Genomic DNA, 24,427 nt, shown 5'->3' on the forward strand with positions numbered 1-24,427 from the left:
TTATCCGCAAGGATAGGGGCCCCCGCGCCCTGAACGCTTCTTTGCCATCTATCCGACAAGGAGCGTTACCCATGAGTTTGTTCCAACAGTATTTTGCCCAGAGCACGCCGGCCAACCGGATACGTGCTGCCATTGCTGCGATCCGCGAGGGTCGGGGCGTGGTGTTGCTCGATGATGAGGACCGCGAGAATGAGGCGGACCTGATCTTTGCGGCGGCGACCGTCACCACACCGCAGATGGCGCAGCTGATCCGCGATTGCAGCGGCATTGTCTGCCTGTGCCTGCCGGCGGATGCGATTGCGCGGCTGGGTTTGCCACCGATGGTGAGCGACAACCAGAGCCGGTTCAGCACGGCGTTTACCGTGTCGATCGAAGCACGTGAGGGTGTTACGACCGGGGTATCGGCGGCCGACCGGGTGACGACCATCCGGGCGGCGCTGTCCGGTCAGGCGAGTGCGATCGTCAGCCCTGGCCATGTTTTCCCCTTACGGGCGCAACCGGGCGGTGTGCTGGCACGGCGCGGCCATACCGAGGGCTCGGTCGACCTGGCGCAGTTGGCGGGTTTGCCACCGGCCGGCATCCTGTGCGAGCTGACCAATGAGGATGGCAGCATGATGCGTGGCGACGAGCTGATCCGTTACGCCCAGGCGCGTGCACTGCCGGTCGCGACCATCGAGGACCTGGTGCAGTGGCAGCGGGCGAGCTTGATGGAACAGGACGCGACGGCGGAAGCGGTCGCCCTAGCCCTCTAGCAGGCAGGCGAGCAGCGCGGTCTCAACGCGCTGCCAGTCTGGCTCGGCAGCCGCGACGATCAATTCGGCGCGGTTGTCACGGCGCCAGGCGATTTCTACCGCGCTGGTTTCGCCCCCCACCCAGTTGAACAGCAGCCAGCCGTGATCGGTATGGAACACGCCCTTGGCGCGTTGGACCGGTGGCAGCGCGTAGGCGGCGTGGTCGTGCAGTTGCTGGAACAGCTGGGCCAGGCGCTCTGCCGAGAAGCGGGCTTCCGGCTGCCATAGCCAGCCACGGCTGGCCTGATCACCTTCGCTACGGCTCTTGATCTGGGGATAGATGCCGTCTGTGGCAGGTTCATCTGCCATCTCGCTGTCCGGGGACTTGCGTGGCCGCGGGCTCAGGTCGTGGCGCGGCGCCGTGGCATCGACCGGGGTGGGATCCTCGGCCAGATCCAGCAGGGCGGGGTCGAATTCGCCCTGGCTGGTGGTGAGCACGGCCAGCTTGGGCGGGAACATGGCGCGGGCCATGGCGAGAAAACGATCCACGTGAAACGCATCGGCCCGGTCGCACTTGTTGGCGATCAGGACATCGGCCAGCGCGATCTGGTCGCGCCAGACCTCATGCGTGGTGTAGCGGCTGTCGTCGAGCTGGCGCGGGTCGACCAGGGTGACGGTGGCGCGCACATCCAGCGCCTTGATCAGGTATTCGTCACGCAGCACGTCGATGATGCCGGCCGGGTGGCCCAGGCCGCTGGGTTCGATGATCAGCCGGTCCGGGCGTCGTTGGCGCAGCAGCTTGGTGAGGCTGACCTTGAGCATGGGGCTGGTAGTGCAGCAGATGCAGCCGCCGGGGACTTCGACCACGTTGAGTGCTTCGCCGCTGGCGGCGATGGCGGCACCGTCGATGCCGACCTCGCCGAATTCGTTGACCAGCACGGCCCAGTATTCATCAGCGGGTTTGTTCGCGAGTAGACGGCGGATGGCGGTGGTCTTGCCCACGCCCAGAAAACCGGTGATCAGGTTCACCGGTACACGTTGCTTGTTCACTTGTTTACGCCTGTAGCCAATCGAGTATCGGCTGCCATTGTTCCAGATCGCGCGGGACCCGTGTCGCCGGTAGATCGAACAGGCCCAGGCCGCGTGGCAGGGTCTGGACGTAGTACTGGGTGTCGCGCAGCGAGCTCAGGACGGGCAGCTCGAATTGGGCCAGGAAATCGAGCAGGGTTTGGCTGGTGCGGGTATTGGCCTTGACCCGCATGCCGACCACGCCAATCTCGACCTTGCCTTTGCGGACCTGTTTTTCCTCGGCCAGGCGGGCGAAGAAGTCCTGGCTGGCCCACATGTCGAAGCTTGAGGGCTGGACCGGGACCAGGATGCGATCGCTGAGTTTGAGGGCGGCTTCGAGCCGTTTGCCGCGCAGGCCGGCAGGGGTATCAAGGATGGCGATCTCGGTGCCCTTCGGTGGTTTGTCGAGATCGTTCTCGCTGCAATCCCAGTGGCCGATATGCGGGAAGCTGGCCGAGCGCAGGCTCAGCCAGTAGCCGGCGGACTGCTGCCTATCCAGATCGCCCAACCTGACCTTGCGACCTTGCCAGGCAAAGTAGGTGGCCAGATTGGTCGCCAGCGTGGATTTGCCGGCGCCGCCCTTGGGGTTGGCGATCAGGATGGTCTGCATGGCAGCTTAGTTTTGATTCATGGACGTTCCACGATAGCAGCAATCCCCTCGCCACCGGCAGTGCAGATGGAGATCAGGCCACGGCCGCTGCCGCGCTGTTCCAGCAATTTGCCGAGGTTGGCCAGGATGCGGGTACCGGTCGCGGCGAAAGGGTGACCGAAGGCCAGCGAGCTGCCGACCACGTTGATCTTGGCCGGATCGATGCTACCAAGGGCCTTGGGCAGGCCGAGGCGCTTTTGGCAGTACTCGTCCGATTCCCAGGCCTTGAGGGTGCAGAGCACCTGGGCGGCGAAGGCTTCGTGGATCTCGTAGAAGTCGAAATCCTGCAGCGTGAGGTTGGCGTCCTTGAGCAGGCGGGCGACGGCGACCGTCGGTGCCATCAACAGGCCTTCGCCGGCGACAAAGTCGACCGAGGCGGTCTTGACGTAGGTCAGGTAGGCCTGCACCGGCAGGTTGCGCTCGCGGGCCCAGTCTTCGGACGCCAGCAGCACGGCGGAAGCGCCGTCGGTCAGCGGGGTGCTGTTGCCGGCGGTGAGGGTGCCCTGGCCGGATTCACGATCGAAGGCGGGCTTGAGCGTGGCCAGTTTCTCCAGCGTGGTATCGGGGCGCAGGTGGTTGTCGCGCTTCACGCCGGCAAAGGGCACGATCAGGTCGTCGAAGAAGCCGCCGGACAGCGCCGCGGCGGCCTTCTTGTGGCTGTCGTAGGCGAGCTTGTCCTGGTCCTCGCGCTTGATATGCCATTCCTTGGCCATGATTTCGCAGTGCTGGCCCATGGACATCTTGGTGCGCGGCTCGCCGGCGTTCGGCGAGAAGGGCTTCAGTTCCTTGAGGCGGAAACCGGCGAAGGCGGCGAGCTTCTGGCCGAAGGTCTTGGCGTTGGAGACCTTGATCAGGCGCTGGGCGAACTTGCGGCTGAAGACGATGGGTGCGTCCGAGGTGGTATCGGTGCCGGCGGCGATGGCGCTGTCGATCTGGCCGGTGGCGATCTTGCCACCGAGTTGCGCTGCGGCCTGCAGGCTGGTGCCGCAAGCCATCTGTACCGTGTAGGCGGTGGTCAGCGGTGAGAGCTTGGAGGAGAGCACGGCCTCGCGCGTCAGGTTCCAGTCCTTGGAGTGCGAAATCACCGCACCGGCGCCGACTTCACCGATCTCTACACCGGCGAGACCGAACTTGTCTGCCACGCCATTGATGGCGGCGGTGAGCATGTCGAGGTTGGACTGGTCGTGATAGAGGGTGTTGGAGCGGCAGAAAGGAATACGGCTGCCGCCGATGATGGCAACGCGGCGCAGGCTGCGATCGGACATGGTGGGGAATCCCGGACGGAAAAACGCCAGTGTACCCCGTTGCCGCGACCTGCCAAGCGCTTGCCTACCCGGGGGGGTAGGTGGGCTGTGGCGGGAAGGCGCCAAGGTTGTTGCAGCGCAGTCCCGGAAAAGCAAAAAGGCCAAGCTCAGGGAGATTGGCCTTCAAATCTGGAGCGGGCGATGGGAATCGAACCCACGGCTCTAGCTTGGGAAGCTAGGGTATTACCATTATACGACGCCCGCGAAGGTGCGGATTCTAACGCGCGGGGTGCTGCACGCCAAGCGCTGTTGCGGCAAAAACGTCGGTACTCGCTGATATAATCCGCGCCCAAACAAAAACAATGATGTACAGGGAGGACGCCGTAGCGCAAGACAGCGCACGGTGATGGATCTGTTTTCCCTTTTTATCGCTGTTTGTGTTGGCCGCTCCACCTCGGGGGTGGGGCGGATAAAAACAAACCATATCCGGGAAGAAGATTCAGATGCATCGTACATTCAGCAAATCCTTGCTGGGCGCCGCGCTGGCCGTGGCCGCCGTTGGCAGCCAAGCTGCCGGCGTACCCCATCCCGGCCTGCGTTTCATGATGACTGCCGGCGTCACCTCCGGCGGCGACAAGATCGATCAGGTCAGCTACAAAAACGGCGAGACGCAGAATATCCGGGCGGGCAACCTCATTACGACCGGCGCAGGCGTGAGCTGGCGGCCGGAAGAGAGCGACTTCAGCCTGCAGCTGACCGCCAACTATCACTTTGACACTGGCTACGGTAACAACGGTACCGCTCGTTTTGACCGCTTCCCGATCGAACTGATGGCCTTTTATGATCTGCACCCGCATTGGCGGGTAGGCCTGGGTGGCCGTCGCGTCATCTCCCCCAAGTACCGCTATGACGTAGGTCCGGTGAGCTACACCAGGAACTTCAAGGACACCTTTGGCGCGGTAGCGGAAGTGGGCTTCATGATCACGCCGCAAGCCATACTGAGCCTGCGCTATGTGAAGGAAGAGTACGAGGAAGAAAACCCCTACGGTCCGGGCCAGAAGATTGACGGCTCGCACGTGGGTTTTAATGGGACCTATATTTTCTAAGGTCTAGCTACGGCCAGGTTGGAATGAAGACGCCCTGCGATTGCAGGGCGTTTTCTATTTGGGGATCGACGAGATAGGTATTCAGATTACAAAGCGGCCTCTCCGCACCCCAGCGGTTTTACAACGACCTTCGATACTGAATCGCCTCCGCCAAATGCCCTGCGCCTATCTGCGGCTGATCGGCCAGATCCGCGATCGTCCGCGCCACACGCAGGATGCGGTGGTAGGCGCGGGCGGACAGGTCCAGCTTCTGCATGGCAGTTCCCAGTAGTTTCTGCCCCGGTGCATCGAGTTTGGCGTGGTCGTCCAGTTCGCGGCTGCCGAGGCGGGCATTTTCGAGGCCTTGGCGGGTGAGTTGCCGTTCACGGGCGCGGGCGACGCGTTGCTGGACGGTGCTGCTGTCTTCGCCGGCGGCAGGAGCGCTGAGTTCGGCCTGGGAGACGGCGGGGACTTCGATGATCAGGTCGATGCGATCGAGCAGGGGGCCGGAGAGTTTGCCGGTGTAGCGGGCGACCTGGTCCGGGGTGCAACGGCAACGGCCGTTGGGGTGGCCGCGATAGCCGCAAGGGCAGGGATTCATGGCGGCGATCAGCTGGAAGGCAGCGGGAAACTCGGCCTGGCGGGCTGCACGTGAAATGACAATTCGACGATTTTCCAGCGGTTCTCGCAGGACTTCCAGTACTTTACGATCAAATTCAGGAAGTTCATCGAGAAACAATACCCCGCCGTGGGCGAGGCTGATCTCGCCGGGGCGTGGTTCGGAACCACCGCCGACGAGGGCGATGGCCGATGCGGTGTGGTGCGGAGTGCGATAGGGGCGCTGGCGGAAGGATTCAGCGCGGAAGCCTTGTGAGCCAAGCGATTGCAGCGCGGCGGCCTGCAGGGCGGAATCCTCATCCATCGGTGGCAGCAGACCGGGTAGACGCGAGGCGAGCATGGATTTGCCGGTGCCGGGCGGGCCCACCATCAGCACCGAATGACCACCCGCGGCGGCGATTTCCAGTGCGCGCTTGGCGGGTTGCTGGCCTTTGACGTCGGCAAGATCGGGATATTGCGTCTGGAAACCCTGCTCTGGCGCAGGGTGGCGGGTCAGCAGGGTGTGGCCGGCGAGGTGGGCACAGACCTCGGACAGGCTACTGGCGCCGAGGACTTGGCTATCGGCGATCAAGGCGGCTTCGTCGGCGTTGTTGCGCGGCAGGATGAAGGTGCGGCCGGCCTGGCTGGCCGCCAGGGACATGGCGAGCGCACCGCGGACCGGGCGCAGCTCACCGGTCAGGGCGAGTTCGCCAGCGAATTCATAGAGGGCGAGCTTGTCGGCAGGGATCTGGCCACTGGCGGCGAGGATGCCCAGTGCGATGGGGAGGTCGAAGCGGCCACTTTCCTTGGGAAGATCGGCCGGGGCCAGGTTGACGGTAATCCGCCGTGAAGGGAAATCGAAGCGCGCCGTCTGGATCGCAGCGCGGACCCGGTCGCGGGCTTCCTTGACCTCGGCGTCCGGCAGGCCGACGACGGTGAACGATGGTAATCCGTTGGCGAGGTGGGCTTCCACCACGACTTCCGGCGCGGAGACGCCATTGAGTGCACGGCTGTACAGGACGGCCAGCGACATTTTTCCTCCCGGGCTGCATGTTGTTTTATGTGCCCGATTACAGCATGGGCGCGGCCTGAAGCTCAATGCTGGCGCGGGATGTGTGGCGGCGGACCGACGGGAGCTCAGCCGGCGCACGCCCATCCACTTATGCACAGACAGGCTGGTGTGGCTTTATCGGGTGACCTTGCTGCGATTTTTCCATAGGGATGAAGCGCTTGGCCCAGTGTTGAGGGTGTCGAACGTGCTGGTAGTCGGCGGCTTATCCACTAGAACGCAGCGTGGCACCGCCTGCAGATTGACGTTCGACGGTGATGGAAGGCGCGCAAGCGGGATGAATTGTGGGTAAATGGGGGAAATGCCGGGCAGGGAAAAATCGGCCACAATCCTTACAGGACGCCGATACAGGCTTGTCCACGGAGAAAAACTGCGGCAAGCGATTGAGCGCAAACACCGAAAGGGGTTTGTCCACAGAAAACGCCGCCTTTATTTATCCTTACCAAACCTATAAACATTTATTCATATAAAGAAGCTGTGAACAGTCCGCTACCTGCCTCTCTCCCTGATCGATTGCCCGATACCCAAAACCTCGGCGTCATGCTGCGCGTGCTGGTATCCACCAACCTGCTGGCCCTGCTACTGGCCTTCGCCGCGACCAGTACCGTCAGTGCAGGTCTCGACCGGTTCCTGGAAGATGCAGCAATACTGGAACCGAGCCTGCTGGCAACGATGGCGATACTGGCAGGTACACGGGACTGGCTGCAGAAGCAGGACTATTGGATCGGCAATATCGCCTGCATGGTCATTGCGATCAGCGTGACCTTGCTGATCCGCAGAGGCGTGATCGAGCTGTTCCCTGGCAACACGGCAAGCTATGTACGGGCATCGATCGCTGCGGCATTGTTGACGGCAGGTTTGCTGGCGTATTTCCGTCTGCGTGGCAGAGCCTTGTCGCCACTGTTGACCGAGGCACGATTGCAGGCCTTGCAGGCGCGCATACGGCCACACTTTCTGTTCAATAGCCTGAATGCGGTGTTGAGCCTGATACGCAGCGAACCGCGCAAGGCAGAACATGCACTGGAAGACCTGGCGGACCTGTTTCGGGTCTTCATGGCGGAAAACCGCGAGCTGGTGCCCTTGCAACGCGAAGTGGAGCTGACTCGGCAATACCTCGGCATCGAGGCCTTGCGCTTAGGGGAAAGGATGCAGCTGGAGTGGCATACCGAGCGGATGCCGGATGATGCGTGGATACCACCGCTGATATTGCAGCCCTTGCTGGAAAACGCGGTGTATCACGGGATTGAGCCCTCTATCAGTGCCGGAATCATCAGCATCAATATATTCCGTGTGAGGGAAGAGTTGCATATTGATATCCGGAACCCCTATTACAAAGAGGGAGGACATCACCATGCAGGCAACAAGATGGCGATGGGAAATATTCGCGAAAGGTTGCGGCTGCATTTCGATGCAGAAGCGAATCTGAAAACAACTGTTGGTAATGACTATTATCAAGTACACCTGACCTTGCCCTACCGACCGGCCAAACCATGACCTCCACGCTCAGAATCTTTCTGGTCGACGATGAACCGCCTGCGCTGAACCGACTGCAGGACATCCTGACCGACTGCCGTCCCGATTACCCGCACGAAGTGGTGGGGACGGCACAGACCGGCACGGAAGCCATCGAGAAGCTGGTGCAACATCCGGCTGACCTGGTGCTGACCGATATCAACATGCCCGGCATGAATGGCCTTGAACTCGCCCGCCACTTGGGCCGCCTGCACCACCGGCCTGCCGTGGTGTTCTGCACGGCTTTCGATGAATTCGCGGTGCAGGCGTTTGAAGTGCATGCGCTCGACTACCTGCTCAAGCCCATACGTCGCGAGCGGCTGGAATCTGCACTGGCACGTGCCAGGGAGTTGCCGCATGCCAGTCACGATGCACTGGCCGCGCTCTCCACCACCGCACGGCGCTATTTCAGCGTGGCGGAGCGGGGACGGGTCAGGCTGGTGCCGGTGGATTCGGTGCTGTTCCTGAAGGCGGAACTCAAGTACGTGACGCTGAAGACCCGTGAGGCGGAGTTCCTGCTGGAGGAATCCCTGACCCAGCTGGAAGTGGAGTTTGGCGATCGTTTCCTGCGCATACACCGCAACTGCCTGGTGGCGCGTGACAAGCTGCTGGGATTCGAGCGGGGTCACGAGGAAGGGGAAGGCCACTGGGTGGCGGTACTCGATGGCTGTGCCGAGAAACTGCCAGTCAGCCGCCGGCAGGCGCACGTGGTCCGCGACTATCGTCGCGGGGATGCTGCGTAACGGTTCACCGGGGGGTATCAGGCCAGTGCCGGCTGCTTGGTGCTGGTGTCCAGACTGGTCTGGGCTGCGCCATCGAGAAAGCGGCCGTAGACCCTGACGGTAGAGAGTGGTTTTTCCAGCATGGGGACATGGCCGCAAGCCGGGATGATGGCGACCTGGGCATGGGGCAGGCCGGCCTGGAACAGCTTGATCGAGGAAATATCCAGCACACGATCGTCGTCGCCCCACAGGATCAGCGTGGGAGCGCTGATATTGGGCAGGCGCTCGTCCAGCCAGACCCGTTCGCTGAAAATCTCGTGGAAGATCAGATCCTGGTCATCGGCCGCCGCAATGGCGCGGGTGACGAGGTAGTCCCGCAGGAAGCCGGGTACCCAAGGGCGCTTGTGGTAGACCAGACGCAAGACGTCGTCAAAGTCGGCCGGCTTGCGCATCAGCAACAGGTTTTCGCCATCCAGTGCCGAGTGATAGAAAGGACTGCGGGTGGTCATGTCCACGCCGGCGGCGTTGAACAGGGCGAGGGTGGCGATGCGTTCCGGATAGGCAGCGGCAAAACCGGCTGCGATATAGCCGCCCATGGAGTTGCCGCAGAGATGCACCCGATCCAGGTGCAGCATGTCCATGAAATCCTTGAGGCGGGCGATCTGGCGTTCCAGCGAATAGGACTGGCCGGCCAGGTAGCCGGTATCGCCAAAGCCGGGAAGGTCGGGGATCAGCAGGCGGTATCGATCGCGCAGATAGGGGGCAAAGCGCACCCAGTTGTCGCCGTCGCCGGCAAAACCGTGCAGCAGGATCATGGGTGGCGCATCCCGCGGGCCGGACTCGTGGTAGACCAGTTCGAAGCCATCCACGCCCAGCGTGTGCCTCACATAACCTGCCCGATGGCGTAACAGCCATATCGTTGCCCGTGCCCAACGGGTCCAGCTCAGGCCGATGCCGACCAACAACAGGCCCGCAACGCCCACGACGAGCCACCAGTTCATGGTTTATCCTCTGCCGTCCTTAGAAGTCGCTAGCAAAACCCTTCTGGCATCGTTGTGCAAGCTTGCCGTACAAACTGTGCGGTCGGTGCTTGCAGGCCTGGCCAAAACAGCTTCACTGTGTTTTGTTAGCGTCCCTCATTTGCACCATTCTAGCGTCTTAACTTTGCCATGCAGATCGATACCTTTACCGCCGAAGACGGCGCCATCCTGGGCCGCTACCATTGGCCGGCCCGCAACCCCCGCCGTATTGTGGTTGTCTCGCACGGCATGGCCGAGCATGCCGGTCGCTACGATGCGCTGGCGAGCTACCTGAACGAGCATGATTGCGAGGTCTGGGCACTGGATCATCGTGGTCATGGCCAGAGCGTGCAGGACCGGCGCATCGGTCATTTTGGCGACCAGCAGGGCTTCAAACGGGTTGTGGCGGATTTGATGCAGTTGATCGTCCATGCCCGCAGCCAGCACCCGGATCTACCGCTGGTTTTGATCGGCCACAGCATGGGCTCCTTCGTGGCGCGGGCGCTGATGCTGATCCGTCCGGCCCTGGTGGATGGCTATGTGCTCTCGGCCACCGGTTTTCGCCAGACGCCGTTGGCACGCTGGATGGCACGGATCGCCGGCTGGCAAGGGCGGCGCCATGGCGCGGACAAACCGTCGCCGTTCATGAGCAAGCTGGTATTCGGTACCTTCAACCTGCGCTTTCTGCCCAAGCGCACGGCGTTCGACTGGTTGAGCCGCGACAGCAAGGTGGTGGATGCCTATATCGCCGACCCAGAATGCGGATTCGATTGTACGCCCCGGCTGTGGCAGGACCTGTTCGAGGCCATCATCGACATGGAAAAGCGCGAAGCGGGTGGGTCTACCCTGCACGCGACCTTGTCGGTGCTGCTGCTGGCCGGCACGCACGACCCGGTCAGCATGGGGGGCAAGGGGTGCCGGCAACTGGCTGAGCGTTACCTGCACATCGGCCTGCGTGACGTGGTGGTGAAGCTCTACCCCAAGGGTCGGCACGAGATGTTCAACGAGACCAACCAGGCCGAGGTATGGCAGGACTTGCTGACCTGGATCAACCGGCGTTTCCCCAAGGCGGCCTCCGAGTATGAGTGAGCTGCAGTTCCGCTCGCTGGTCGATGTGCCACTGGAAACCCTGCATGCTGCCTTCCTGGCCGCATTCGCAGACTATGCGGTGCCGATGCAGCTCGATGTGGCGGGACTGTCGGCCTTGATGCTGCGGCGTGGCTATGCGGCGGAATTGTCGGCTGGCGCCTTCGATGGCGAGCGATTGTTGGCATTTCATCTGATCTGCCGCGGGCGATGGCAGGGAACGCCGACCGTCTACGATACCGCCAGCGGCGTTCTGCCCGAGGCGCGGGGGCGGCGTTTGAGCCAGCGTCTGTTCGAATGGCTGCTGCCACGATGGCAGGCGGCCGGGATGAAGCGGGCGATGCTGGAGGTGCTGGTGGGCAATCTGCCGGCCCGGCGCAGCTACGAGGCGGCGGGATTTTCGGTCAGCCGCGCGTTTGACTGCCTGCAGTTGGCAAACAAGCCCGAGCTGGTTTTGCCGGAGGCGGTGGTGCCGCAGCTGGAGGACAGCAATGTCTGGCCCGAGGTCGCGCTGGACTGGTTTCACGTGGAGCCGGCCTGGCAGAACAGCGTTGCCGCGCTGGCCGCGACACCGCAGCGTTTCAAGCGGATATCGCTACAGCGGAACGGCGTATTGCTGGCCGTGGGCATGCTCAATCCCCTGAGTGGCGAGGCCCCCTTGTTTGCGGTCGCACCGGATTGTCGCCGCCAGGGCTGGGGCCGTATCTTGCTGGCCGCGATGGCGGCGCAGTGCGACATGCCGTTGCGCATGATCAACCTGCAGGCGGAGGGGCCATCGGTGGCCTTGCTGCACAAGCTGGGTGCCAGCAGTACTGCGCAGCAGGTTGAGATGGTCTGGGCCTTGACGCCCTCAGTGCTTCCGCAAGCCCAGGCGACTAGCCGCGCTTGAACAGCGCCAGGGCCAGTTCGCGCTGCTGGGCGTGATCCACGATGGGGGCCGGGTAGTCGGTGCCCAGCCGGATGCCGGCACTGGCGAGTAGCATGGGTTTGGCGAGCCAGGGGGCATGGATGTCGTCGGCCGCCAGCTTGGTCAGCTCAGGGACATAGCGACGGATGAACCTGCCTTCGGGATCGAATTTCTCCGACTGGCTGACCGGATTGAAGATGCGGAAGTAGGGCTGGGCATCGCAACCGGTGCTGGCGGCCCACTGCCAGCCGCCATTGTTGGCGGAGAGATCGAAGTCGATCAGCTTCTCGGCAAAGTAGCGTTCGCCCCAGCGCCAGTCGATCAACAGATCCTTGACCAGGAAGGACGCGGCGACCATGCGCAGCCGGTTATGCATGAAGCCAGTGCGGTTGAGCTGGCGCATGGCGGCATCCACCAGCGGGTAGCCGGTGCGGCCTTCGCACCAGGCGGCGAACAGCTCGGGATCGTTCGGGAACGGGAGCTGGTCGTAGACCGGCTTGAAGGCGTGATCGACCACGTCAGGCCGGTGCCACAGTATCTGCTGGTAGAAGTCGCGCCAGATCAGCTCGTTCAGCCAGCTCATGCTGCCGGCCGTGCCGCGTTGGTAGGCGTAGGTCGCGAGACGGCGGATCGACACCGTGCCGAAACGCAGGTGTACCGAGAGGTAGGACACGCCCTTTACGCCGGGAAAATCCCGCGCTTCCTTGTAGTGGTCGATGCGGTCGTGGAAATCCTCGAACAGGGCGGAGGCGCCGTCGGCGCCAGTCTTGATGCCGATATCGTGCAGATCGGTCGGCTCGAATCCCAGTTCGGCCAGGCTGGGCATGGCTTCCGGCCGGCGTTGCGCCAGTCCGGCCTGGTAGCGTTCCACCGGGTAGGACTGCAGGTAGAAGGGATCAAGCTTTTTCAGCCAGGCGTTCTTGTAGGGCGTGAACACGGTGAAGAAGCCGCCCGCCTGGGTCAGCACTTCGTCACGCTCGAAGATCACCTGATCCTTGTAGCTGTGGAAGGCGATGCCGTCGGCCGCCAACGCCGCCTTGACCGTGGCGTCCCGCGCGATCGCCGCCGGCTCGTAGTCATGGTTGGTAAACACTGCCGCCGCACCGAGCTCGCGGGCCAGCCGCGGGATTTCGTCCGCTGCGTGGGCATGCCGTACCAGCAGATCCCGCCCCGTCGCCTGCAGTTCCGCCTTCAGCACCGCGATCGTCTCCCAGATGAACTCGACCCGCCGGTCCTGCCGCGGCAGGCTATCGAGGATGGTCCGGTCGAACACGAACACCGGCAACACCTGTGCCGACGATTTCAGGGCACGGTAAAGCGCCGCCTGGTCGTTCAGACGCAGGTCACGACGCAACCAGACGAGGGCAAGCGGGTACTGAGGCATGTTTTGTTCGCTGTTTGTCCAAGACGTTTTGCCTAGTGTATAGCCATGCTATCGCCGCGATAAGAGTGCCCCCCTACGTAAAACGGTAAAAGGGGCGTGCGAACGAGCGCCAGCAAGACGCCACCCCCGCAAGGAGGGCACCGAGGTTGTATGCCCCTACCGGGCGACAACCACGCAGTCGCGGCGGCGAGGGCGGGGGGATTGGAATAAGTCGGGGTACGGAGCCTGGCTGAATTGCTGCTGACCACAAGCATCCGAGTTTCCCGGGTGAGGAGCTAAACGTCGCGCTACCTTGCCTTTCGGCAAGGCTGCGCTCCGTATGCGATAATTGGCCGATGGAAGCCATCAACCTGAGTCGCCAATTCCTGATCGCCATGCCGGCCATGGCGGACCCCATCTTTGCCAAGTCCCTGGTGTATGTCTGTGATCACAACGACCAGGGTGCGATGGGTGTGATCGTCAATCGCCCGTTGGGCATGGACGTACGGACCCTGTTCCAGCAGGTCGATATCGAACTGCGGCGCGAGGATGTGGCCGAACAGGAAGTCTATTTCGGCGGGCCGGTGCAGACCGACCGCGGTTTTGTGCTGCATCAGCCGCTCGGCAACTGGCAATCGACCCTGGCGGTCGAGGACGAGCTGGGCCTGACGACCTCCAAGGACGTGCTGTTGGCGGTGGGCGAGGGCGGTGGGCCGGAGCGGATGTTCATCTCGCTCGGCTATGCCGGCTGGGAAGCCGGCCAGATCGAGAGCGAGCTGGCGCAGAACGCCTGGCTGACGGTGGATGCGGACATCGAAGTGGTGTTCAGCCTGCCGGCCGAGGAGCGCTACGAGGCGGCGTTGGGCCTGTTGGGTATCGACATGGCCATGTTGTCCGATACCGCCGGGCATGCCTGAGGCGATGGCGTCCGGCTACGTACTTGCGTTCGACTTCGGCGAGGCACGCATCGGCGTGGCCGGTGGCAGCCGTGAGCTGGGTATCGCTACGCCGCTGGCTACCGTGACCGGCAACAGCAACGACGACAAGTTCGTCGCCATCGGCAAGCTGATTGCCGAATGGCAGCCGGCGCAACTGGTGGTGGGCCTGCCCAGCCACCTCGACGGTACCGAGCATGATCTCTCCCGCCTGTCCCGCACCTTTGCCAACCGCCTGCATGGCCGCTTCGGCCTGCCGGTGGCCTTGATGGACGAGCGCCTGACCTCGGTCGAGGCGGAAGAGCTGCTCAGCGAGGCACAGACCTTTGGCAAGAAGCGCAAACTTGCGATCGACCAGGTGGCGGCGATGCGCATCTTGCAGAACTGGTTCGACCAAGGGCAGGACGCGGCCTGAGTGGCCCAGGTAATCATGGTGCGTGGCAGTATCCGAGGGACTGCGACGGGCTGGCAATAATCGAAAGGCAAGCGGACGATGTACAACCCCCAACTCAACAGCCACGGCGAGCTGATCCATCTGCTCAGCACCGAAGGCCTGCCGGCGCGCATCTTGCGGCAGATACTCGACAAGGCCGCCGGCTACGTGGCGGCCGGTGAAGCAGGCGAGAAGAAGCACGCCGACCTCGCCGGCAAGAGCGTGTTCAACCTGTTCTTCGAGAACTCGACCCGTACCCGGACGACGTTCGAGATTGCGCAGAAGCGGCTCAGCGCCGATGTGCACAGCCTCAATATCCAGGCCAGTTCGACCGCCAAGGGCGAGACCCTGCTCGATACGATCCACAACCTGGAGGCCATGGGGGCCGACATGTTCGTGGTGCGGCATGCGGAATCCGGTGCGCCGTTCCTGATCGCCAAGCATGTGAAGCCCGGTGTGGCAGTGGTGAACGCCGGTGACGGCCGCCATGCGCACCCGACCCAGGCCCTGCTCGACATGTACACGATCCGCCATTTCAAGGGCGATTTCCAGAACCTGACGGTGGCCATCGTCGGCGACATCCTGCACAGCCGGGTGGCGCGTTCGCAGATCCATGCGCTGACCACGCTGGGTTGTCCGGAACTGCGCGTGATCGGTCCCAAGACCTTGCTGCCGCGCGATGTGGAGCAGCTGGGCGTGCATGTCTATCACGAGCTGCGCGAAGGCTTGAAGGGGGTGGACGTGGTGATCGCCCTGCGCCTGCAGAACGAGCGTATGAACGGCGCCTTGCTGCCGAGCGCGAATGAGTTCAACCAGTGCTATGGCCTGAGCCGCGAGAAGCTCGCGCTGGCCAACCCCGGTGCCATCGTGATGCACCCCGGCCCCATGAATCGTGGGGTGGAGATCGATTCCGCCGTGGCCGACGGCCCGCAGTCGGTCATTCTTGATCAAGTGACGTTTGGTATCGCGGTGCGCATGGCCGTGATGAGTACGCTGTCGGAGGCCCGCGCATGAATATCCTGATCCAGAACGGGCGATTGATCGATCCGGCCAGTGGCCTCGATACCGTGGCCGACCTGTTTGTCGCCGACGGCAAGATCGTCGGCATCGGTAGCGGCCCGGCCGATTTCAAGCCGGCGCGTACCCTCGATGCCGCCGGCCTCGCGGTCATGCCCGGCATCGTCGATCTGGCGGCCCGGCTCGGCGAGCCGGGTGGCGAGCACAAGAACAAGCTGCAATCCGAGCTGCGCGCTGCCGTAGCCGGTGGGGTGACGACGCTATGCGCCATGCCTGATACCAAGCCGGCGCTCGACGAGGCGGGTCTCGTGCAGATGCTCAAGCAGCGTGCCGACGCGCTGGGCCTGGCGAAGGTCCTGCCGCTGGGGGCGCTGACGCGCGGCCTGGAAGGCAATGAGCTGACCGAGTTTGCCAAGCTGCGTGATGCCGGTTGCGTGGCGTTCAGCCAGACCGATGCACCGCTGCCCGACACGCGCGTGCTGTACCGTGCGATGCAGTACGCCGCGACCTTCGGCATCACCCTGCGGCTGCGGCCGCAGGACGTGCGGCTGGCCGGTGGCGGCGTGGCGCACGATGGCCAGGTGGCGACCCGGCTGGGTCTGCCAGGCATTCCTTCGGTCGCAGAGACGATCGCCATCTCGACCATCGTGATCCTGATGAAGGACAGTGGCGCGAGCATCCACCTGGAGCGGGTATCGACGCGCGAGGGGCTGGAAATGATCGCCGCGGCCCGCGCCTACGGACTTAAGCTCAGCTGCGACGTGAGCATCAACCATGTGCATCTGGCGGATATCGATATCGGTTACTTCGATTCGAACATGCGCCTGAGCCCGCCGCTGCGCAGCCTCAGCGACCGCGATGCGATCCAGCAGGGTTTGCTGGACGGCACCATCGCCGCGATCTGTTCGGACCATACCCCGGTTGGCAACGACGACAAGCTGCTGCCGTTCGGCGAGGCCAAGCCGGGTGCGACCGGGCTGGAACTGTTGCTGCCGCTGGTGCTGGGCTGGGCCGAGCAAAAGCATGTGCCGCTGCCGCAGGCGCTGGCCAAGATCACCAGCGACCCTGCTGCCCTGCTGGGTGTGGCGGCGGGCCAACTCGAGCTGGGCGCGCCGGCCGACCTGTGCCTGTTCGACCCGCACGCCAGCTGGCGTGTTGCGCCGGAAACCCTGCAGAGCAGCGGCAAGCACACGCCATTTGTGGGCATGGAATTGCGTGGTAGAGTCCGGCATACCTTGGTCGACGGTCGTATTGCCTACACCGCGGAACCCAGTGCAGCGTGATACTCACGCCAAGTCATAAGACCCGAGCACCATCCCAACTGATTTGTGAGGAACACGCCCCATGTCCGATATCGATAGCAAGTTCAAACAAGCCGCCGAAGACGTCACCCAGCTTTCCGAAGCGCCTGACAATTCGGTCAAGCTGAAGCTGTACGCCCTGTTCAAGCAAGCCAGCGAAGGCGATGTGAAGGGCGACAAGCCTTCCATGTTCGACTTTGTCGGCGCGGCCAAGTACAACGCCTGGGCCGAGCTGTCCGGCACCGAGAGCGATGTGGCCAAGCAGAAGTACATCGATCTGGTGGAAGCGCTCAAGGCCAAGGAATAAGCCTTGCCCGCAGGGCCGGGGTCGCCCCGGCCTGGCTGACGAACCGATGCCGGTTTCGTCGGTGGATGGAGCCGACCTGCTGGGTCGGCTCTTGCATTTGGTGATGAGGCGGCTGCTATGCCATCATCCGCCCGCCTGGAACCTCTAAGCTGCCCGTACCATGACCGATACTCCCGATCTGCCCCTGGAAGATGACGAACTGCCCGAGGATGCCGATGCATCGGAAGGCCAGGGCGACCATTTGCCGCCTCCGCCTGACCTGCGCGACTTCGCCGGGGCGGATGCCGTGCCGTTGGGGCGATATGCCGAGCGGGCCTACCTCGAATACGCCGTCTCGGTGGTCAAGGGTCGTGCCCTGCCCGATGTGTGCGATGGCCAGAAGCCGGTACAGCGCCGCATCCTGTACGCCATGCACGAGATGGGGCTGGGGTCCACCGCAAAACCGGTGAAATCGGCCCGGGTGGTTGGTGAGGTGCTGGGTAAGTACCACCCGCACGGCGATACCTCCGCCTACGACGCCATGGTGCGGCTGGCGCAGGATTTTTCGCTGCGCTACCCGCTGGTGGACGGGCAGGGCAACTTTGGTAGTCGCGACGGCGACGGTGCGGCCGCCATGCGGTACACCGAAGCACGGCTGACCAAGATTGCCGAGCTGTTGCTCAGCGAGATCGACATGGGTACGTCGGATTTCGTGCCCAACTACGACGGGGCCTTTGAGGAACCCAAGCTGTTGCCGGCGCGGCTGCCGATGCTGCTGCTCAACGGTGCCTCCGGCATTGCCGTGGGCATGGCGACCGAGATTCCGCCGCACAACCTCAACGAGGTGGCGGAAGCCGCGGTCGCGCTGATCAAGAACCCGCGGCTGGAAGTGGCCGACCTGCTCGACATCATCCGCGGGCCGGATTTCCCCGGCGGTGGCCAGATCATTTCCAGCCGCGAGCAGATTCTCGCCGCCTACGAAGGTGGCCGTGGTTCGCTGGCGGTACGGGCGCGCTGGAAGGTCGAGGAACTGGCCCGTGGCCAGTGGCAGCTGGTGATTACCGAGCTGCCGCCCAATACCTCGAGCCAGAAGGTGCTGGAGGAGGTCGAGGACCTCACCAACCCGAAGATCAAGAAGGGCAAGAAGGCGCTGACGCAGGAACAGGTCCAGCTCAAGCAGCTGCTCCTGAGCCAGCTCGATACCGTGCGCGACGAATCCGGCAAGGATGTGTCGGTACGGCTGGTGTTCGAGCCCAAGAGCCGGACCCAGAACCCGGACGAATTCGCCAACATGCTGCTGACGCATACCAGCCTCGAAGGCAATGCGTCGATCAACCTGGTCGCCATCGGCATCGATGGCCGGCCGCAGCAGAAGTCGCTCAAGCAGTTCCTGAGCGAATGGATACAGTACCGCTTCGGCACCGTGCGTCGTCGTATCTCGCACCGGCTGGGGCAGGTGGACGACCGCATCCATATCCTGGAAGGCCGTCTGCTGGTCTACCTCAATATCGACGAGGTGATCCGCATCATCCGCCAGGCGGATGATCCCAAGGCCGACCTGATCGCGGCCTTCAGTCTCAGCGAACGGCAAGCCGACGATATCCTGGAAATCCGCCTGCGCCAGCTGGCGCGACTGGAAGGGATCAAGATCGAGCAGGAGCTGGGTAAGCTGCGCGATGAAAAGGCCGAGCTGGAACACCTGCTGGCCGACGCCTCGGCCATGCAGCGTTTGATCGTCAACGAGATCAAGGACGACGCCAGGGCCTTCGGTGACGCACGTCGCACCCTGATCGAAGCGACCGAGCGAGCCTCGGTCACCGCGACCGTGGTGGACGAGCCATTGACGGTGATTCTCAGCGAGAAGGGCTGGATACGCAGCCGCAACGGCCATGGCATCGACAGCCAGAACCTGACCTTCAAGGAAGGCGACAGCCTGCTGGCGGCGCTGGAGTGCCGTTCGGTAGATACGGTGGCCCTGTTCGGCTCGGATGGCCGGGTCTACAACCTGATGGCCGGCAATCTGCCGGGCGGCCGTGGCGACGGGGTGCCGGTGGCATCGCTGATCGACCTCGCGGCCAAGACGCGCATCGTGCAGCTACTGGTCGCCAGGCCTGATCAGGCCTTGCTGATCGCGGGCAGCCAGGGCTATGCCTTCCACTGCGAGTTCAAGGACTTGCTGACGCGGCAGAAGGCGGGCAAGGCCTTCCTGTCGCTGGACGACGGCGAGTCGTTGCTGAAGATCGCAACCTTCGAAGCACGGGACAGCAATCTTGTCTGCTGCCTGTCGGTCAGTGGCCGTTTGCATGCTTTCCCGCTGGGCGAGTTGAAGTCGCTGTCCGGCGGCGGTCGCGGCATGATCGCCATGGCGCTGGATGATGGCGATGCGCTGGCAGCCATCACCGTCAGCGACGGCGATAGCCTGACGCTCAACGGCATAGGCCGCGGCGGCCGGGCCATGAGCGTGACCTTCGACGCCAACGACCTGGCGCCGTATGTGGGCAAGCGCGCTAAGAAGGGTAAGCCCTTGGTCGGTGGCCTTAAGCTGGCCGGGTTTTAATCTGTGAGGCCCAGTTCCTGTCCGGTGCTGGGCCTTGTTGGTTTCGCCCTGCGTCCCTTGCTACGCAGCGATGCAGCAGCCTGGTATGACTATCTGCGCCTGGATGAGGTGATCCGCGATACCAGCTGGTCACTGACCGGCGTGCAGGACCTCCATCCCTTGTTCGATACCTATGAGTCGGACCTGCCTGGCAGTCCCTTACGCTTTGCCATCGTCGATACGGCGAGCGACCAGCTCGCCGGTACGATCGGTTTTCACACGATTTCCCCCTTGAACCGCACGTCCGAGATTGCCTATGACCTGGCGCCCAGCTATTGGGGCCGTGGCTTGGCGAGTGCGGCCTGTGCTGCCGTGACCGACTGGGGATTGGCGGACGCAGACTATGTGCGGGTGCAGGCGACCTGCCTCGACAGTAACGAAGCGTCGCGCAGGGTATTGCTGCGCTGTGGCTTCGAGCTGGAGGGAACGCTGCGGCATTTCCGCCTGGTGCGTGGCCAGCCGCGTGACTTCTGGGTATTTTCCCGTGTATCGGTAGCCATTGAACGTTAATGCAACGTCCTGTCCCGTTTTGGGCGAAGTGGTTTGCAATCGCAGCGAATAGATAAGATACTAATCAGTATGTTAATAAGGAGGCTGGGTTATGCGCGTACTTCCGGTAGTGATGGCTGCAGTAATGTCTGTGGGTGCATTTGCGGCGAGCATCAAGGGTAGTGGCAATGTGATCGAGCAGACCCGGCCGATTGGTGATTTCCAGACCATACGCAGCGAAGGCGCGTGGAGCCTGGATGTGAAGGTGGGCCCGGCGCCGAGCCTGAAGATCCGGGCCGACGACAACCTGATGCCCTTGATCGAAACCACGGTCAGCAACAACCAGTTGTTCATCCGCATGAAGGATTCGAACCAGAAGTCGATCAGCATCGGCAAGAACAGCAGCCTGCGCATCGAACTGACGGTGCCCAAGCTGACTTCCTATACCCATGAGGGTGCGGGCAAGGCGTCCTTCCATGATCTGAGCGGTGACAAGTTCACCTTGGCCTACGAAGGCGCAGGCCTGGTGACCGCCAGCGGCAAGGTCGACAAGCTGACGGTGCAGGCCAGCGGTGCCGGCGCGGTGGATTTTGATGAACTGAAGGCGCGCGACGTGACGGTCAGCCTCGAAGGCGTGGGCGCCGTCAGTGTCTATGCCAGCGAATCATTGACCGCATCGGTCGACGGCATCGGCTCCCTGACCTACTACGGCAAGCCGGGTAAGATCAGCAAGTCGGTATCCGGCATTGGTAGCGTCAGCGCCGGCAAGGAAAAGTAGCCTGCGGTAGGCAGACCGGACCCGGGAAAGCCTCGACCATTTCCGGGGCTTCGCCCCACGACGGTTTTCTGAGACAATTCAGCCAGTTGCACTACGGCATGGGTAGCCACCCATGCCGTTGCTATTTCGGGTTCTGGATGCCTACTTCGCTGCGTATCACTGAAATTTTCTTCTCGCTGCAGGGCGAGACCAGCAGGCTGGGCCTGCCGACGGTATTCGTGCGCCTGACCGGCTGCCCCCTGCGTTGCGGTTATTGCGATAGCGCCTATGCCTTCCATGGTGGCGAGCGCATGTCGCTGACGGCCATCATTGAAGAGGTGGCCAGGCACGGCACGCCCTATGTCTGCGTGACAGGCGGCGAGCCCCTGGCGCAGGCAGGCTGCCATGAGCTGCTGCGGCAGCTCTGCGATGCCGGTTATTCGGTGAGCCTGGAGACTAGCGGTCACCTGCCGATCGAGACGGTGGATCCGCGGGTGTCGCGCATCGTCGACATCAAGACGCCGGGCTCGGGTGAGGTGGAAAAGAACCTGTGGAGCAATCTGCAGCACCTGACGGCGCACGATGAGCTGAAGTTCGTACTGGTGCACCGCTATGACTACGAATGGGCGCGCAACCTGTTGCGCGACAACGATCTGCAGACGCTGTGTCCGGTGATCTTCAGTCCGGTATGGGAATCCCTGCCGCCGCGAGACCTGGCGGAGTGGGTGATCGCCGACAAATTGCCGGTGCGGGTGCAGGTGCAGCTGCACAAGATACTGTGGGGCGACAAGCCGGGTGTCTGAGACCGGCCTGCGCGCGGCGCAGCCCGCCGACCTGCCCCTGATCCTGGCCATGCTGCATGAGCTGGGCCGCAGCGAAGGCGTAAGCCAGGTCGCGACCACGCTCGATCATCTGCAGCGCGCCCTGTTCGGGGTGCAGCCAGCCGCATACTGCCAGTTGATCGTGCATGGGCAGGCGGTGGCGGGTTTCCTGATCTATTCCTGGAAATGGGCCACTTTTACCGGTCGTGCCGAGATGTACATGCAGGCCTTGTACGTGGATGCGACTTTCCGGCGCCGTGGCGTGGCCCGTGCTGCGATGGCGGGCCTGGCAGGCATTGCGCTGGCAGAAGACTGCTCGCGCATCGAGTGGCTGGTGGTGCGAGACAATGCGATGAGCAATGGTTTTTACGATGCCTGCGGCGCGATACGCGTCGACCATATGGCGGTGCGGCGCCTATTGCTGCCGGCCATGCAGGCGCTGTCGGCCGAGGCCGGACAGACATACTGAAGAAACGGGATACTCCATGAACAAGAAAGCCGTCATCCTGCTGTCGGGCGGGCTCGATTCCACCACCGTGGTGGCCATGGCGCAGGCGCAGGGCTTCGATTGCTACTGCCTGAGTTTTGATTATGGCCAGCGCCACAATGCCGAGCTGGCCGCTGCCCGCCGGGTGGCGGCGGCGCTGAGGGCCAAGCAACACCGGGTGGCGACCATCGACCTTGCCGCCTTTGGTGGCTCGGCGCTGACCGATGCCAGCATCGAGGTACCGGTCGATGGTGTGAAGGAGGGCGAGATTCCGGTGACCTATGTGCCGGCCCGCAATACCATCATGTTGTCGTTCGCCCTGGGCTGGGCCGAGGTGCTGGGTGCCCAGGACATCTTTATCGGCGTGAACGCGGTGGACTATTCCGGCTACCCGGATTGCCGCCCCGAATACATCGCCGCATTCGAGACCATGGCCAACCTGGCGACCCGGATCGGTGTCGAGGGCGCTCGCCTGACCATACGTACGCCGCTGATCGACCTGTCCAAGGCCGATATCGTCAAGGCTGGCGTGGCACTCGGCGTGGACTATGGCCTGACGGTGTCCTGCTACAAGGCTGACCTGCAGGGTCGCGCCTGCGGCGTGTGCGATGCCTGTCGCCTGCGCAGCGCCGGTTTTGCCGCTGCTGGCGTGACCGACCCGACGCACTACCTGTGACCGTGCGTCGCTACGCCTGGCTGTTGGGCCTGCTGAGCTTGCCTGCCCTTGCGGCCGATGTGACGGTCAGCCGTGCCTGGGCCAGGGCAACCTTGCCTGGCCAGCCGGTTGCCGGCGCCTACTTCGATATCCAGGCAGCGACACCGGCGCGCTTGCTCGCTGTCAGCAGCCCGGTGGCTGCCCAGGTGGAGCTGCATGAGATGAAGCTCGAAGGCGGCATCATGAAGATGCGCCGGTTACCGGGGCTGGATCTGGCTGCGGGGCAGACGCTGCAGCTCAAGCCCGGTAGCTACCATGTAATGCTGATGCAACTGGCCACGCCGCTGGCAGCAGGACAGACCGTGCCGCTGGTGATCCACGTGGAACAGGCGGGTAAGCGCCTGGAGATTGCGGTGACGGCCGAGGTCAGGGGCGTCGCCGCGCAGTAGCCATGGTGCTACTCAGGCAACGGCCTGCTTGTCGGCGGTCTGAGGCAGAAAGGTGGCAAGCCAGGCCAGCGCCGCGGCTTCGTCCTCGAAGGCGCGGCAGGGGTAGGGCGGCTTGCGATAGGTCAGGTAGAGCTTGACCGCGAGGCGCATGACCGTGGAGCTGACCACGAAGGCCAGTGCCAGGGTGACGGCGCTGACCTGCGGGCCATTGGCGTAGTCTTCGGCCTCCGGCGTCGAGCTCATCGTGCCCTGGCCGACGATCAGCACCGGCAGTGGCCTGGTGGTGATGGCCATGTGCTGGGCGTAAGCCGACTGGATGGCCGCCAGATCAATCTGGCCGTGACGACCATAATCGATACGCAGGATGCCATCCTCGCCCAGCCAGACATAGGGGTAGTGCTCGCGACTCATCCTGCAACTATAGAACACCGGGCGCCTGCCCAGACAGGCGCTATCGAGGGTGGCGGCCTATGTCGCCACCGCCTGCCGACGATAGGCGCGCCAGCGCCACCATAGCCGAAGGCCGAGCAGCACGCTCAGTACGCTGGCGTAGATGATGGGCTGGGTCAGGTCACGTTTGACCAGCCACCAGTAGTGCAGCACGCCCAGGATGGCGATCGGGTAGACCAGCTTGTGCAGCTTGCCCCAGTTGCGCTTGAGCCGGCGCAGCATGGCGTCGGTCGAGGTGATGGCCAAGGGGATCAGCAGCAGGAAGGCGGCGAAGCCGACCGTGATGAAGGGCCGCTTGCCGATGTCCTTGAAGATGGCGTGCAGGTCGAAGAACTTGTCGAGCCAGATATAGGTGACAAAGTGCAGGCTGACGTAGAAGAAGGCGAACAGCCCGAGCATGCGCCGGAACTTGATCAGCTCGTTGCGCCCGGTCAGCCGGCGCAGCGGGGTGATGGCCAGGGTCAGCATCAGCATCACCAGCGTCCAGGTACCGAGCGAGCGGGTGATGAATTCGACGGGATTCACCGCCATGCCGCTCAGTACGATATAGGCGGCGCGGACCAGTGGCAGCAGGCAGGCGATGAAGACGGCGGCCTTGATATAAGCGAGGGTACGAGGTTTCATGCTGCTTTGGTCGTTTGTGGTGGCGATGCCTGACGGCATAATCGTCATTTGTTCGCCATATAGCCAGCAGGTTCC

At 63.2% G+C, this 24,427-nt stretch carries 26 protein-coding genes and 1 tRNA gene; 18 read left to right on the top strand and 9 right to left on the bottom strand.

The window, feature by feature from the left end:
• Window positions 1–71 precede the first annotated feature (71 nt).
• Window positions 72–752, top strand: coding sequence for a 3,4-dihydroxy-2-butanone-4-phosphate synthase (ribB, locus tag ACYVHK_RS18080; RefSeq protein WP_460534942.1), 681 nt, complete (start codon window positions 72–74; stop codon window positions 750–752).
• Here ribB and ACYVHK_RS18085 read toward each other — a convergent pair.
• The 4 genes from ACYVHK_RS18085 to ACYVHK_RS18100 form a co-directional block, all read right to left on the bottom strand.
• Window positions 741–1,781 carry a CobW family GTP-binding protein gene (locus tag ACYVHK_RS18085; protein ID WP_460534944.1) on the bottom strand — a complete coding sequence of 347 codons (1,041 nt, stop codon included), beginning with the start codon at window positions 1,779–1,781 and terminating at the stop codon, window positions 741–743. The two genes, ribB and ACYVHK_RS18085, sit on opposite strands and share 12 nt — an antisense overlap.
• 4 nt (window positions 1,782–1,785) lie before the next feature.
• Window positions 1,786–2,409 (bottom strand): AAA family ATPase, encoded by a 624-nt coding sequence (locus tag ACYVHK_RS18090; RefSeq protein WP_460534947.1) that lies wholly within the window; start codon window positions 2,407–2,409, stop codon window positions 1,786–1,788.
• Between the two features lie 17 nt (window positions 2,410–2,426).
• A complete protein-coding gene (locus ACYVHK_RS18095; RefSeq protein ID WP_460534951.1) occupies window positions 2,427–3,713 on the bottom strand; it encodes an acetyl-CoA C-acyltransferase in 1,287 nt (428 codons plus the stop codon).
• Between the two features lie 169 nt (window positions 3,714–3,882).
• Window positions 3,883–3,956, bottom strand: a tRNA-Gly gene (locus tag ACYVHK_RS18100).
• 239 nt (window positions 3,957–4,195) lie between these two features.
• Here ACYVHK_RS18100 and ACYVHK_RS18105 point away from each other — a divergent pair.
• Entirely contained in the window at window positions 4,196–4,798 is a 603-nt protein-coding gene (locus ACYVHK_RS18105; protein ID WP_460534955.1) for a hypothetical protein, read from the top strand.
• Between the two features lie 118 nt (window positions 4,799–4,916).
• On the opposite strand, the gene ACYVHK_RS18110 is transcribed toward ACYVHK_RS18105, so the two are convergent.
• Window positions 4,917–6,407, bottom strand: coding sequence for a YifB family Mg chelatase-like AAA ATPase (locus ACYVHK_RS18110; protein WP_460534957.1), 1,491 nt, complete (start codon window positions 6,405–6,407; stop codon window positions 4,917–4,919).
• Between the two features lie 549 nt (window positions 6,408–6,956).
• Here ACYVHK_RS18110 and ACYVHK_RS18115 point away from each other — a divergent pair.
• Both ACYVHK_RS18115 and ACYVHK_RS18120 read left to right on the top strand, forming a co-directional pair.
• A complete protein-coding gene (locus tag ACYVHK_RS18115; RefSeq protein WP_460534959.1) occupies window positions 6,957–7,937 on the top strand; it encodes a sensor histidine kinase in 981 nt (326 codons plus the stop codon).
• Window positions 7,934–8,698 carry a LytR/AlgR family response regulator transcription factor gene (locus ACYVHK_RS18120; RefSeq protein WP_460534961.1) on the top strand — a complete coding sequence of 255 codons (765 nt, stop codon included), beginning with the start codon at window positions 7,934–7,936 and terminating at the stop codon, window positions 8,696–8,698. The genes ACYVHK_RS18115 and ACYVHK_RS18120 overlap by 4 nt, the downstream gene beginning before the upstream one ends.
• A gap of 17 nt (window positions 8,699–8,715) precedes the next feature.
• On the opposite strand, the gene ACYVHK_RS18125 is transcribed toward ACYVHK_RS18120, so the two are convergent.
• Window positions 8,716–9,678 carry an alpha/beta fold hydrolase gene (locus tag ACYVHK_RS18125; RefSeq protein WP_460534963.1) on the bottom strand — a complete coding sequence of 321 codons (963 nt, stop codon included), beginning with the start codon at window positions 9,676–9,678 and terminating at the stop codon, window positions 8,716–8,718.
• Between the two features lie 168 nt (window positions 9,679–9,846).
• On the opposite strand from ACYVHK_RS18125, the gene ACYVHK_RS18130 reads away from it, so the two are divergent.
• Both ACYVHK_RS18130 and ACYVHK_RS18135 read left to right on the top strand, forming a co-directional pair.
• Complete coding sequence (locus tag ACYVHK_RS18130) at window positions 9,847–10,785, top strand: alpha/beta hydrolase (protein ID WP_460534965.1); 939 nt, start codon at window positions 9,847–9,849, stop codon at window positions 10,783–10,785.
• The gene (locus ACYVHK_RS18135; protein ID WP_460534967.1) at window positions 10,778–11,671 is read left to right on the top strand and encodes a GNAT family N-acetyltransferase; all 894 of its coding nucleotides are present in this window, start codon (window positions 10,778–10,780) and stop codon (window positions 11,669–11,671) included. Before ACYVHK_RS18130 ends, ACYVHK_RS18135 begins: the two co-directional genes overlap by 8 nt.
• Here ACYVHK_RS18135 and ACYVHK_RS18140 read toward each other — a convergent pair.
• Complete coding sequence (locus ACYVHK_RS18140) at window positions 11,658–13,073, bottom strand: cryptochrome/photolyase family protein (protein ID WP_460534969.1); 1,416 nt, start codon at window positions 13,071–13,073, stop codon at window positions 11,658–11,660. The two genes, ACYVHK_RS18135 and ACYVHK_RS18140, sit on opposite strands and share 14 nt — an antisense overlap.
• A 335-nt stretch (window positions 13,074–13,408) precedes the next feature.
• Between ACYVHK_RS18140 and ACYVHK_RS18145 the strand changes: the two genes are divergently transcribed.
• The 12 genes from ACYVHK_RS18145 (at window position 13,409) to ACYVHK_RS18200 (ending at window position 23,278) form a co-directional block, all read left to right on the top strand.
• The gene (locus ACYVHK_RS18145) at window positions 13,409–13,969 is read left to right on the top strand and encodes a YqgE/AlgH family protein (protein WP_460534972.1); all 561 of its coding nucleotides are present in this window, start codon (window positions 13,409–13,411) and stop codon (window positions 13,967–13,969) included.
• A complete protein-coding gene (gene ruvX, locus ACYVHK_RS18150) occupies window positions 13,962–14,402 on the top strand; it encodes a RuvX/YqgF family protein (RefSeq protein ID WP_460534974.1) in 441 nt (146 codons plus the stop codon). Before ACYVHK_RS18145 ends, ruvX begins: the two co-directional genes overlap by 8 nt.
• 78 nt (window positions 14,403–14,480) lie before the next feature.
• Window positions 14,481–15,434 (top strand): aspartate carbamoyltransferase catalytic subunit, encoded by a 954-nt coding sequence (locus ACYVHK_RS18155; RefSeq protein WP_460534976.1) that lies wholly within the window; start codon window positions 14,481–14,483, stop codon window positions 15,432–15,434.
• Window positions 15,431–16,720 carry a dihydroorotase gene (locus ACYVHK_RS18160; protein ID WP_460534978.1) on the top strand — a complete coding sequence of 430 codons (1,290 nt, stop codon included), beginning with the start codon at window positions 15,431–15,433 and terminating at the stop codon, window positions 16,718–16,720. Before ACYVHK_RS18155 ends, ACYVHK_RS18160 begins: the two co-directional genes overlap by 4 nt.
• Before the next feature lie 61 nt (window positions 16,721–16,781).
• Entirely contained in the window at window positions 16,782–17,045 is a 264-nt protein-coding gene (locus tag ACYVHK_RS18165; RefSeq protein WP_460534980.1) for an acyl-CoA-binding protein, read from the top strand.
• 160 nt (window positions 17,046–17,205) lie between these two features.
• On the top strand, window positions 17,206–19,581 hold the full coding sequence (parC, locus tag ACYVHK_RS18170) for a DNA topoisomerase IV subunit A (RefSeq protein WP_460534982.1): 2,376 nt from the start codon (window positions 17,206–17,208) through the stop codon (window positions 19,579–19,581).
• Window positions 19,582–19,584: 3 nt separating this feature from the next.
• On the top strand, window positions 19,585–20,130 hold the full coding sequence (locus ACYVHK_RS18175; RefSeq protein ID WP_460534985.1) for a GNAT family N-acetyltransferase: 546 nt from the start codon (window positions 19,585–19,587) through the stop codon (window positions 20,128–20,130).
• A 91-nt stretch (window positions 20,131–20,221) separates the two neighbouring features.
• Window positions 20,222–20,887 (top strand): head GIN domain-containing protein, encoded by a 666-nt coding sequence (locus ACYVHK_RS18180; protein WP_460534987.1) that lies wholly within the window; start codon window positions 20,222–20,224, stop codon window positions 20,885–20,887.
• 137 nt (window positions 20,888–21,024) lie between these two features.
• Window positions 21,025–21,669, top strand: coding sequence for a 7-carboxy-7-deazaguanine synthase QueE (gene queE / locus ACYVHK_RS18185; protein ID WP_460534989.1), 645 nt, complete (start codon window positions 21,025–21,027; stop codon window positions 21,667–21,669).
• Window positions 21,662–22,156, top strand: coding sequence for a GNAT family N-acetyltransferase (locus ACYVHK_RS18190; protein ID WP_460534991.1), 495 nt, complete (start codon window positions 21,662–21,664; stop codon window positions 22,154–22,156). The genes queE and ACYVHK_RS18190 overlap by 8 nt, the downstream gene beginning before the upstream one ends.
• A 16-nt stretch (window positions 22,157–22,172) precedes the next feature.
• Complete coding sequence (gene queC, locus ACYVHK_RS18195; RefSeq protein ID WP_460534993.1) at window positions 22,173–22,850, top strand: 7-cyano-7-deazaguanine synthase; 678 nt, start codon at window positions 22,173–22,175, stop codon at window positions 22,848–22,850.
• Complete coding sequence (locus ACYVHK_RS18200) at window positions 22,847–23,278, top strand: copper chaperone PCu(A)C (RefSeq protein WP_460534995.1); 432 nt, start codon at window positions 22,847–22,849, stop codon at window positions 23,276–23,278. The genes queC and ACYVHK_RS18200 overlap by 4 nt, the downstream gene beginning before the upstream one ends.
• Window positions 23,279–23,290: 12 nt before the next feature.
• Here the strand turns inward: ACYVHK_RS18200 and ACYVHK_RS18205 are convergent, their stop codons facing one another.
• Together ACYVHK_RS18205 and ACYVHK_RS18210 are read right to left on the bottom strand one after the other, a co-directional pair.
• Window positions 23,291–23,689 (bottom strand): DUF7793 family protein, encoded by a 399-nt coding sequence (locus ACYVHK_RS18205; RefSeq protein ID WP_460534997.1) that lies wholly within the window; start codon window positions 23,687–23,689, stop codon window positions 23,291–23,293.
• Window positions 23,690–23,746: 57 nt separating this feature from the next.
• Window positions 23,747–24,352 carry a protein-methionine-sulfoxide reductase heme-binding subunit MsrQ gene (locus ACYVHK_RS18210; RefSeq protein WP_460534999.1) on the bottom strand — a complete coding sequence of 202 codons (606 nt, stop codon included), beginning with the start codon at window positions 24,350–24,352 and terminating at the stop codon, window positions 23,747–23,749.
• Window positions 24,353–24,427: the final 75 nt, after the last annotated feature.

The sequence above is a fragment of the Chitinimonas naiadis genome, assembly GCF_054780835.1.